Raw genomic sequence first — 10,379 nt, forward strand, 5'->3', positions numbered from 1 at the left:
ATCAACCATTCGGCATTCCGTCGGTCTGAAAAGGCACATATCGAGGTCTTCGGGCGCTCGGGTAAACTGGTGCGCCTTGTTCAGCGGCGCTCCGCTATCGGTTTGCCCGCGATGTGTTGTCCTCCTGTCAGTCCAGTCTGGACAAAAATTTTTCTTGTTTGCATTTTGTTATTGACATATGGTTCGCCACCAAACCAGCACAGGCCGCTGCATTGCAGCACCATGATGGGCATTGCAGCGGTTCCTGCGTGCGGCGGTTTGCCTGTTGGGGTCCTGTGAGGCTGTCCGCTCGCCGAAGGATGTGAAGCCGCGCGTCTTGCCCCGATCTTGCTCGGGGCCTGATCACGGGACCTGTGCGTCCCGTTCGCCCGACCGCCGCGTCTGGTTGCGCGAAGGATGCCGGGGCGGGCACAGGCGACGGGGCAGTCTTGCCTCCAAAGGCGATTGTTCCTGCGGATCGCGATGACGGCGGTGCCGCCGCACTCCCTGAGGGCCTTGTGACACCGTCGTATATGAAAGACAGAATCGCCGGTCACGGTGCCGATCGGATCATCGGGCGAAACCCTGCTCGTGACAGGTCAGGAAGAACGGGGCTGTGCCCCCCACGGCACGCGGCAACGCCACCGCCAGGATGTCGCCGGTGGCCATATCCATCGCCAGATGGACCGCTGCCGATACGGGCGCGGGCGATGGGGGCCCTGCTGCGGGCCAGTCATTTTCTGCCCCCCGGGGACCGTGATCCCGTTGGGCGCGGCGGCGGGATCTTTGCACAACGCAGGTCTTCTGCCGGCGGCTTGAGCCGTGGAGACGTCCGGCACCGGCCAGTCGAGCCCCGCCATTGCCGGGATGCCGGCCGCCATGCCACCTCGCTATGGTCACTCGGCCCGATGGCGTTCCCGTGGCTCGATTTGCCGGAGCGGCAGGCCAAAGACCACCTTCACCAACAGGCAGAACGGGATCTCCTCATCGGGGAACATCGGCGGTCGGCCGGGAGGCCGGTCCTGTTCGCCAGCCACGCCCTGTCCTTGTCCAACCAGATCAGCAGCGACCCCCGCCGCCTGAGCGCGTCATGGCAGGACGTGCCGTGCGTCGTGCGGTAGCGGGCAGCCTCGGGCTCAGTCATACAAGCACGCTTTTAGCCTACCAGATGGATCGGAGGGATCCTGCGGCAGGACGCGTTCTGCAATATGGGCCTCATGATGTGACCTTTCCTCGTTCTGATCGGTGACTGAAGCCGGTGTACTGGCTCATCTTCAACGGACCCAAGGATCGGCAACATGTCGCGGCAGGTCGTTATCGGTGCTTGGATGTCATCCCGACTGCCCTCATCGGCCACCCATGCATGCGGCAGCCTTGGAGCATAAGCAACGGTGTTATCCTGTCATATGGCATGACGGCAGAACGGATATCGCTATGGAGATAAGCACGCTTTCTGCCACGGGAAGTGCGGATACAACAGTCGCCTTTGCTCCTCTTCAAATCGTATGCCTTAAAGACGGGAAGTATTCTTGTGGATTGCATCCTGCATTGCAGGAGACTGAAACCGGATGCCATGACGGCCACCCGCTGAAAGCCTCCTGAACAGGACATGCCATTGGGAACAGCCAGTTCCTGCATGAACCCGGAGTTTGGCCAAAATCCTGCATTCGCGTCGACCATGCATGGCTGAGACTGGTGATGCACATGCACAAAAAGATGGTTCGGATTGCTTGGCTTCAGATGACGATGCAGCCCTCCTGCATCCCTCCGCGAAAATCGGTTTGTGCCTTTCAAAGCACCGTGGCATGGGGCTGACATGAGCAACATGCACGCGACTCCGGGACTGGCCAAGGTACCACCAAATGTGCTGCGGCAGATCCTGCGTGAGGAAACACGCGACCTGCATCAGCGACTGGATGAACATGTCGGCGTCATCGACAGCCGCGCCTGCTATGACCGGTACGTCAAAGGGACCCAAGCTTTCCGCGCCGCGCTGGAACCCGTGCTGATCGCAGCGCTGGCTGACACTGGCCAGCCTTGGAGCCTGCCGATCCTGCTTGATGCCTTGGATCGTGATCTGAGTGACTTGGGACAGACGGCGTCACCGGCTCCGGCACCCTTTGATCTGCACGGTATCTCCGCTCTGGCAGGGGCGCTTTATGTGGTCGAGGGGTCCTCTCTGGGTGCACGGGTGATTGCACGCCAGGCCAAGGCACTCGGTTTCGACCAAACTCATGGGGCCGGCCACCTCTCGCTGCAGACATCTCAATCTGGCCGGTGGCCTGCTTTTCTTGCATGGCTTGAGAGCCGTCCGGTTAATACCCCTGCTGCAGTGATTGCCGCGCGTGACACATTCAGCCTTGCCATGCGGGCTCATGGCATGACGTAGAGCCAATGACGGCAGATCCAGGCATTTCAGGCCACGGTTGATAAAGTGATCGGCGACCCGCTGGACCCTGTCTGTTCCCGTGATTAGGGTTGGCCGAAACCGATATCAAACGCCTTGTCTATTCACAGGACCAGATGACACAGACCGACCTGCCCGACCTGAGTGCCTGCGACAAGGAACCGATACATATCCCGGGCTCGATCCAGTCCTTTGGGCACATGCTGATCGTGGACCGTGCAAGCGCCACGGTGGTCGGCGCCGCTGGAGAGCGGGACAGCTGGTCGCGTGAATGCTTGGAACAGCCGCTTGCACATGTCTTGGGAGGTGCGTTCTCGGACCTTGATCCCGGGGCCGTGAAAACTCTGCCGCAGGTCCTGCCGGCCGTGCGTCATGACGGTCTGGCCTGTGACGCTGTTGCCTATCGCAGCGGCGAGCACGTGGTGATCGAGATGTCGCCCTGCCTGCAGAACGCCGTTCTGAACGCAGGCTTTCTGTCGCAGCTGGAGCAGTTCGGCATGACGATGGAGCGCGCCTCGAACCTGACCGATCTTTACCGTCGCGCTGCGCAGCTGTTCCGGGACCTGACCGGATTTGACCGCGTGATGATCTATCGCTTTCTGGAAGACGAAGCGGGCGTTGTCGTCGGAGAGGCCCGGTCGGAACAGGTGTCGGGCTTCATGAACCACCATTTTCCCGCAACCGACATTCCCCGGCAGGCGCGCGCCCTTTACGTCCGCAACCGCGTGCGCAGCATCGCCGATGTCGAGGCGTCCGTCCTGCCGATCACCGGCACCCGGCCGGGCATCGAAGGGATCGACCTGAGCGATTCGATGCTGCGCAGCGTGTCCCCGGTTCACCTGCATTATCTCCGCAACATGGGCGTGGGCGCATCGGCGTCGATGTCGATCGTCAAGGATGGCGCCTTGTGGGGGCTGGTGGCCTGCCACAACGCGACCCCTAGGATCATGGGCCTGACGACCCGCCTGGCCTGCCAGTCGATGGCCGACAGCCTGTCACGCCAGATCAAGCTGCGCGAGGAAACGGAGCTGTACCGCGAGCGTATCCGTCTGCGCGCGCACGAGGACATGGTCCTGTCCCGCCTCGGTCCCGACGACACCCTCGCGCAGTTCTTCGAACAGGCCGCGGGCGATCTGCAGGGACTTGTTTCGGCCGACGGATTTGCGGCCGTGCAGGGACAGGATCTTTTTGTCCATGGCAGCTGCCCCGAAACCGAGGATCTTCGGGCGCTGGCCGACCATATATGTCCACTCAGCTCGATACGGCCCTTTGTCTCGACATGCCTCAGCAAGGATTACCCGGCGGGCGAGGCGTTCCAGGACCGGGCAAGCGGGCTCTTGTCGGTGACCATGTCGACCGAGGTTCCGACCATCCTGATGTGGTTCCGCGCCGAAAAATTGCAGTTGGTGACCTGGGCAGGCAACCCGCACAAGAACCAGCCCGCAACGCCCGGCGCCACGCTGGAGCCGCGCGCCTCCTTCGAGGCGTGGTCACAGGAAGTCCGCGGCTGCGCACGCAACTGGACCGCGGCCGAAACTGAATCGGTGTCTCGCCTCGTCCGCATGATGCTGGTCGCGCGCAACAACACGCGCATCCGCCAACTGAACGCCGAACTGCGCACCACCCTGAAGGAAAACGAAAGCCTGATCCGGCAAAAGGAGTTCCTGCTGCGCGAGGTCAATCACCGGGTGCAGAACAGCCTGGCGCTGGTGGCCTCGTTCCTGCGCATGCAGGGACGACTGGCCAGTCCCGAGGTTCGCGTGCAGCTGGAGGAAGCGCAGAACCGCCTGACTGCCGTCAGCCTTGTGCATCGCCGTCTTTATCAGGATGACAGTTCCGAGATCGTCGATCTTTCGATCTATCTCGATGACCTGATGAAGGAACTGAAGGCCTCGCTGGATGGCGACTGGGGCGCGCTGATTCATACCGACTTCGCACCGATCCTGATTTCCACCGATCATGCTGTCAGCTTGGGCCTGCTGCTGAACGAACTGATCGCGAATGCCGCCAAGTATGCCTATGGGGGCCGCCCGGGACCGATCTCGGTTTCACTGCGCCAGACACGCGACCAGCTGCGGCTGGAGGTTTCGGATCAGGGCATCGGTCAGGACGGAACGACCAAGGGCACGGGCTTTGGCATGCGGATGGTGCAGGCGCTGGTCGACCGTCTGGAAGGCACGGTGACGGTCGAGAACAACCACCCCGGCCTTTGCGTCATCATCACGGCACCTGCCGGCTGATCCCCCGGGGGTCAGCCCCAGTCGGCGGCAAAGCCCGGTGATGCCACGAAGCTGCCGGGTGCCGGGGAAACCGGCGGCGGCTCGCACATCCCCTCTTGAAGATAGTGCAGCGCCGCCGTGAAGCCGCTGGCCGAGAACGGCTTGGCGATCAGCCCGTGCGCGCCGTCGAAATCATCGGGGATCTTCTTCGGGTTGGCCGTCACGAACACCACGATCGTGGAAGGCCAGCGCTCCTGGATCAGCGCGTTCACCTGCAGACCCGTGCTGTTGTGGGCCAGCTGCATGTCGACAAAGGCGACATCCGGCGTTCTTTCGGTGGGCAGCGCCTCGACATCCTTCAGTGATGCTGCAGTCGCGATGACGTGATGCCCCGCATCCTCGATCATCATCTCGATGTCCATGGCGATCAGGATCTCATCTTCGACCACAAGAATATCAAGCGGCGGCTTGGGGCGTTTCATTACTGTTCCCTGCTGACTGTGACATGGGCCCGGATGCCCTTTTCGGCGGCGGACCAGGACACCTGCGAACGGGCCTGCGCGGCAAGGCGGGTGATGATCCGTTCACCAAGCCCGGAAGGCATGGCGGACACGTCATCGTCGTGCCCCTCCATGTCGATCGTCAGGTGCACCTGGTCGCGTTCGGTCCATGCACGCAGGGCTATGACGGCGTCCGGAAGATCCGGCTCGTTGACGCGAATGGCGCGGGCCAGAATCTCGTTGATGATCAGGCCCACGGCCGAGGCCTGTCCGGCGGGCACCTCGGCACGGTCCAGATCGGCGCGGATGCGAAGCTGGCGGTGCTGGTTGCCTTGGATCAGGTCGCTTGCCAAGTTGACGGCATAGGCGCCGATGTCGAAGCGCGTGACATCCTCGGCCTGGTAAAGGTGGCGATGAACGGTCGCCAAGGCGTCGATCCGGGCCATCATGGCGCGCAGCATGTCGCGTGTTCCCGGATCATCCGCTTCGCGCATGTGCAGCCGTAGGATCGAGCCGATCATGGTCATGTTGTTCTTGACCCTGTGATCGACCTCGTGCAGCAGCAGCCGCTGCGCATCGAGCGAGCTGCGCAGTTCCGCAACGCGGCGGCCGACCTCGGCCTCCACCCGCGCCTTTTCCCGCGCGATCCGGGACTGGCGGTCGATGCGGTCGGTGATGTCCATCTGCGAGGCAAAGAAGAACTGGATCGCACCCGCGTCGTCGCGCACCGGACTCATGTAAAGGGCGTTCCAGAAGGTCGTGCCGTTCTTGCGATAATTGAGGATGTCCACCGACACGTCGGTCCCTGCCTCGACGGCAGTGCGCAACCGCTGGACTGTCTCCGGGTTCGTTTCGGAACCCTGCAAAAGGCGGCAGTTGCGTCCCAGCAGTTCATCCCGTTGATAACCGGTCAGGGTCTGAAAGGCCTTGTTGGCGAACACGATGGGATTGTCGGGCAGTTGCGGATCCGTGATGATCATCGCCATGCGCGTGGAACGCACGGCCGCCGCAAAGGGATCGGCACGCCCGTGATCATAGTGCAACGCCTCGGTCAGCGTCCAATCGTCCCGCTCTTCCAAACAATGTCCCCATGCCCTGAGGCGCGTGTTCCTTTGGCCCGACGAAGAACCGCTGCCCGAACCGATGGTTCCGTTGTCGATCCGCCCATCGCACCCGTGTTCCAGGAACGCGCGCCTTTGTGATGTTGCTGTCCATGATGATGACAGAATGCTCCACGACGGGACTGCATCAATTGCCCTTGTCGTGCAAGGGCGACTGTGGACAACTTTGCAGATCAGGGCTCGCGATGGCTGCGGTGGGTTTCGAGCCTTGCTGTTGCTCCAAGAAAGCGGCCGTTGGGGTTGAACCGGACGCCTTTATTAATTAGCTGGCTAACTATCATAAGGTTAGCATACTAACGATCATGCCAGACACTGCAATCATCGACTCTCTCCTGCAGGTCATGCGTACCCTGCGCCGGCATTACGACGACTGCGCGCGCGACATGGGCCTGACGATGGCGAGGGCACAGGTCATCACGACCCTCAGTCGCGAGGAAGGCCTGACGCAGACCGAACTGGCGGCCCGGCTGGGGATTGAGACGCCGACCCTCAAGCGGCAGCTGGACGGATTGGAGGCTGACGGTTTCCTGGAACGGCGTTCGATACCCGGCGACGCCCGCAAGAACGCCCTGTTCCTGACCGAGCGAGGTCGAGACAGCCAGATCACGCGTTTCAGCCGCAAGCTGCGTTCGGACGTTCTGGAGGGCATCGATCCCGAGGCACTGTCGCAGGCGCGCAGAGTTCTCGACCAGATCGCCGCCAATATCGCGAGGCTGGACCGGAAATGAGCAGCCCGCAACCCGCCGCCGCGCCACCTCCGCACCCGCCCCTGCCGGTCCCGCAGGCCATGGCCTACATGGGGGCTGCCGCCGTCCTCGCGTTGGCGCAGGGGCTGGGCCAAGGCTTTGTGTCGGCAAACATCCCGACCATCGCGGGCGATCTGGGGGTCACCACGACGCAGGCCAGCTGGCTGGTCGCGGCCTACATGATCCCTCGCGCGGCACTGCCCCTGATGCTGATCAAGTTGCGGACGCAGTTCGGACTGCGCCGTTTTGCCGAAATCAGCATCATCATCTATGTCGTGATGGCCTTTGTCTCGATCTGGATGTCGGATCTGCGGTCGGGCGTGATGGTTCAAGCGCTGTCGGGAATTGCGGCCGCTCCGATCTCCAGCCTGGCCTTCATGTACATGCTGGAGCCGCTGTCCCAAGCTTGGAAGATGCGGCTTGGACTGCCCATGGCGCTGCTGCTGCTGATGTCGGGGCCGTCGTTGGCGCGAGTGGTGTCGCCGGCCCTGATCGGCGACGGCGGGCTGCAGATGATCCACCTGACGGCCTTAGGAATGGCGCTTGTGTCCCTCGCTCTGGTCTATCTGCTGCCCCTGCGCCCCGTGCCACGCGTCAGGGTGATCGAGCCTCTGGACTTTGTCAGCTTTGCCCTGATCTCGGCAGGGTTTGGCGGGATGATCGTCAGCTTCGTGATGGGCCCCATCCATCAATGGACGGCCGAGCCTTGGATCGGCTGGCTGCTGGCCCTGTCGGTTGCCGCGCTTGCAGCGACGGTCATGATCGAGCTGAACCGCAAGACGCCCATCCTGGACATCCGCTGGCTGACCAGTCCTGCGATCCTGCACCTGACGGCCACGCTATTCCTGTTCCGGCTGATCCTGTCCGAACAAAGCGCCGGTGCACCGCGCATGTTTCAGGCGCTCGGAGTGGGCTCCGAACAGATGACCACGCTCTTCTCGGTCATCCTGATGGCCAGCCTCATGGGCGCATTGGCCTGCGTGGCATGGATGAAGCCTGCGCATGTTCCGCGTTTTCATTTGGTGGCACTTGTGCTGATCATGGCCGGAGCCTGGATGGACAGCGGATCCACCACGGCCACCCGTCCCGACGACATGATCGTCAGCCAGGCATTGATCGGTTTTGCAGGCATCCTGTTCATGGTGCCCGCGATGATGGCCGGCCTGCTGGCGGCGCTGGCACGGGGGCCACAGTACCTGCTGTCCTTCGTCATCGTCTTCATCTCGACGCAAAGTCTGGGCGGCGTGTTGGGAGCTGGCCTGTTCAGCAGCATCATCACGAACCGCCAAGCCGTCCACCTGCAGGTCCTGTCCGAACAGCTGACGGCCTCGGACCCTCAGGTCGTGGTGGCGATCACGGCGCGTGCGGCGGCCCTGGCCCCGCAAATCGCCGATGCAGCGCAGCGCAGGACACAAGCCGTGTCCGCCCTTGCGCGCGAGGTCAGCCAGCAGGCCACCGTGCTGGCCTACAACGACGCCTATTTCCTCACCTTCCTCATCGCCAGCCTGGCGGCGGCGGTTCTTCTCCTGCATCTGCTGTACAACCGGCTGCACGCCTTGTTCGCCAGGCAGCACCCGGCCACAGGAATTGAAACAACATCATGACCAAAGACCGCATCCTTCCGACCGTCATCGCTCTTGTTATCGGCATCGCGGGCATCCTGCTGCTGTTGTTTGCATGGCACCTGCCCCCCTTTCGTCCGGCTGAACCGACAACGGAAAACGCCTATATCCGAGGTCGTGTCACCGCTGTGGCCCCGCAGCTTGCAGGCTATGTCAGCTCGGTGGAGGCCAGCGACTTTCAGCCGGTGAAGAAGGGCGACGTCATCGCCCGGATCGACGACCGCATCTATCGTCAAAGGCTGGCACAGGCCGAGGCGCAGCTGGCCGGTGCGCAGGCCGCACTGGAGGTTGGGCGCCAGACGGTCAGTTCGGCCGAGGCGACCCTGCGCGCCAATGAGGCCGGGCTCGAGGCTGTGCGCTCGGCGCTGGCGACGCGGCAGGCGGATTGGAACCGGGTCAGCGCCTTGCGCGACCGGGGCGTCGCCTCGGCCTCGGCTGCCGAAGAGTCGCAGCTGGCCCTTCAACAGGCCCAAGCCGCACTGACCCAGTCCGAGGCACAGAACGACGTTCAGCGCGAAGCCGTCAGTTCCGCCCGCGTGGCCCTTTCGGCCCGCGAGGCCGAGATCGCCGGCGCCAAAGCGGCTGTGGAACTGGCGGGGATCGATCTGGACAACACGGTCATCCGAGTCCGTGAGGATGGGCGTCTTGGCGTTGTTTCGGTTCAGGTGGGCCAGTATGTCACGCCGGGCAGCGCCCTCACCTCCGAGGTGGGAGCAGATATCTGGATCGTTGCCAACTTTCGCGAGACGAGTCTGGGCGGGCTGGCCTTGGGCGAGACGGTGTATTTCACCGTCGATGCCCTGCCAGGTCAGACCTTTACCGGCAAGGTCGAGGCGTTCTCTCCGGCGACCGCTTCGGAATTCAGCCTTCTGGCCGGATCAAATGCGACGGGCAATTTCACAAAGGTGGCGCAGCGCCTGCCGGTGCGGATCGCGATCGATCCGGATCAGCCCATGTCGGACCATCTTGCGCCGGGGCTTTCGGTTGTGGTGACCGTCGACACGTCGACGGCCCCTGCAGCAGACTGATGTATCGTCTGAGGGATCAACCCAGCCGGTAATTCAGGCTTTTGCGCGTGATCTGCACGACGTGGATGTGGGTCACGTTGTACTGATGCGTGATGTTGTTGCTGCTAATTTTCAATCGTCTGCATCAGCGTGCATCAGTCTCAGGGTATCTGACCTCAGGTTTAGGCTCGTAAATGGATGAATGGAAGGCCACCATTCGTGCTCAAGAACAGCCGCAACTTCGAGCACGGAACGCAGTTTTCAACATTTATAAATATCGGTCATGGGGCTACTAGAGTCGAACAACTGGCTGAGATTACCGCATCACTGACCCGCTCATCGAGCCAGTCCGCGAAAGCCTTTGGATGTAATACCAGTTAGCTGGGTTGAGACAGATTTCAGCTCGTCGTCGATTTCTGCCCTTTTCACGAGGCGCTGGATCATCTGGGTGCAATTGATCGCTCCCGAGGCCAACGGCCTGCTACCATCCCATATCAAGTGCTCGACAGCATGCAGTTCCAAGAGCCGACGCAGGATACGCTGCATTGGACCAGTTATGGGGACAATGGGCTTACGCGTGTTAGTCTCGATTCCACCGCCAAGGAGGTTGATGACGCCAAGTTCAGGATAAACAAACTCGCCCTTTAGATCAGCAACCGCTTCAACACATACTCCGCAACCTACGTGTTTGATCGCAGGTTTTGATGATGTGATTGCTTCTTGGGAATGGAAGGACGCACTATGGGCAGGTTCGCCACGGGAGCGGCATGACCACCCA

Annotated in this window: 9 protein-coding genes and 1 pseudogene; 6 read left to right on the forward strand and 4 right to left on the reverse strand. The window is 62.1% G+C overall.

The window, feature by feature from the left end:
- On the forward strand, positions 1-279 hold a 279-nt coding region (locus ACLHHB_RS03475; protein ID WP_410216902.1), incomplete at its 5' end, for a hypothetical protein.
- On the opposite strand, the pseudogene ACLHHB_RS03480 reads toward ACLHHB_RS03475, so the two are convergent.
- Positions 169-1,123, reverse strand: a pseudogene (locus tag ACLHHB_RS03480) (transposase). The gene ACLHHB_RS03475 and the pseudogene ACLHHB_RS03480 overlap by 111 nt on opposite strands.
- Positions 1,124-1,795: 672 nt before the next feature.
- On the opposite strand from ACLHHB_RS03480, the gene ACLHHB_RS03485 reads away from it, so the two are divergent.
- Both ACLHHB_RS03485 and ACLHHB_RS03490 read left to right on the forward strand, forming a co-directional pair.
- Entirely contained in the window at positions 1,796-2,368 is a 573-nt protein-coding gene (locus ACLHHB_RS03485; protein WP_410216894.1) for a biliverdin-producing heme oxygenase, read from the forward strand.
- A gap of 134 nt (positions 2,369-2,502) precedes the next feature.
- Positions 2,503-4,626, forward strand: coding sequence for a histidine kinase dimerization/phosphoacceptor domain -containing protein (locus ACLHHB_RS03490; RefSeq protein ID WP_410216895.1), 2,124 nt, complete (start codon positions 2,503-2,505; stop codon positions 4,624-4,626).
- Positions 4,627-4,637: 11 nt separating this feature from the next.
- Here the strand turns inward: ACLHHB_RS03490 and ACLHHB_RS03495 are convergent, their stop codons facing one another.
- Together ACLHHB_RS03495 and ACLHHB_RS03500 are read right to left on the reverse strand one after the other, a co-directional pair.
- Positions 4,638-5,087: a response regulator gene (locus tag ACLHHB_RS03495; protein WP_410216896.1), complete on the reverse strand. Its 450-nt coding sequence runs from the start codon at positions 5,085-5,087 to the stop codon at positions 4,638-4,640.
- Complete coding sequence (locus ACLHHB_RS03500) at positions 5,087-6,184, reverse strand: PAS domain-containing protein (protein ID WP_410216897.1); 1,098 nt, start codon at positions 6,182-6,184, stop codon at positions 5,087-5,089. Before ACLHHB_RS03500 ends, ACLHHB_RS03495 begins: the two co-directional genes overlap by 1 nt.
- A gap of 344 nt (positions 6,185-6,528) precedes the next feature.
- Between ACLHHB_RS03500 and ACLHHB_RS03505 the strand changes: the two genes are divergently transcribed.
- The 3 genes from ACLHHB_RS03505 to ACLHHB_RS03515 are packed head-to-tail and all read left to right on the forward strand — an operon-like array spanning position 6,529 to position 9,622.
- Positions 6,529-6,954, forward strand: coding sequence for a MarR family winged helix-turn-helix transcriptional regulator (locus ACLHHB_RS03505; protein ID WP_410216898.1), 426 nt, complete (start codon positions 6,529-6,531; stop codon positions 6,952-6,954).
- On the forward strand, positions 6,951-8,576 hold the full coding sequence (locus tag ACLHHB_RS03510; RefSeq protein ID WP_410216899.1) for an MFS transporter: 1,626 nt from the start codon (positions 6,951-6,953) through the stop codon (positions 8,574-8,576). Before ACLHHB_RS03505 ends, ACLHHB_RS03510 begins: the two co-directional genes overlap by 4 nt.
- Positions 8,573-9,622, forward strand: a complete 1,050-nt coding sequence (locus ACLHHB_RS03515) for an HlyD family secretion protein (RefSeq protein WP_410216900.1) — start codon at positions 8,573-8,575, stop codon at positions 9,620-9,622. The genes ACLHHB_RS03510 and ACLHHB_RS03515 overlap by 4 nt, the downstream gene beginning before the upstream one ends.
- A 315-nt stretch (positions 9,623-9,937) precedes the next feature.
- Here ACLHHB_RS03515 and ACLHHB_RS03520 read toward each other — a convergent pair.
- Positions 9,938-10,379: hypothetical protein (locus ACLHHB_RS03520; protein ID WP_410216901.1), on the reverse strand; the 442-nt coding region annotated here is incomplete at its 5' end.

This window comes from Paracoccus sp. (in: a-proteobacteria) (assembly GCF_046462195.1).
GTDB lineage: Bacteria > Pseudomonadota > Alphaproteobacteria > Rhodobacterales > Rhodobacteraceae > Paracoccus.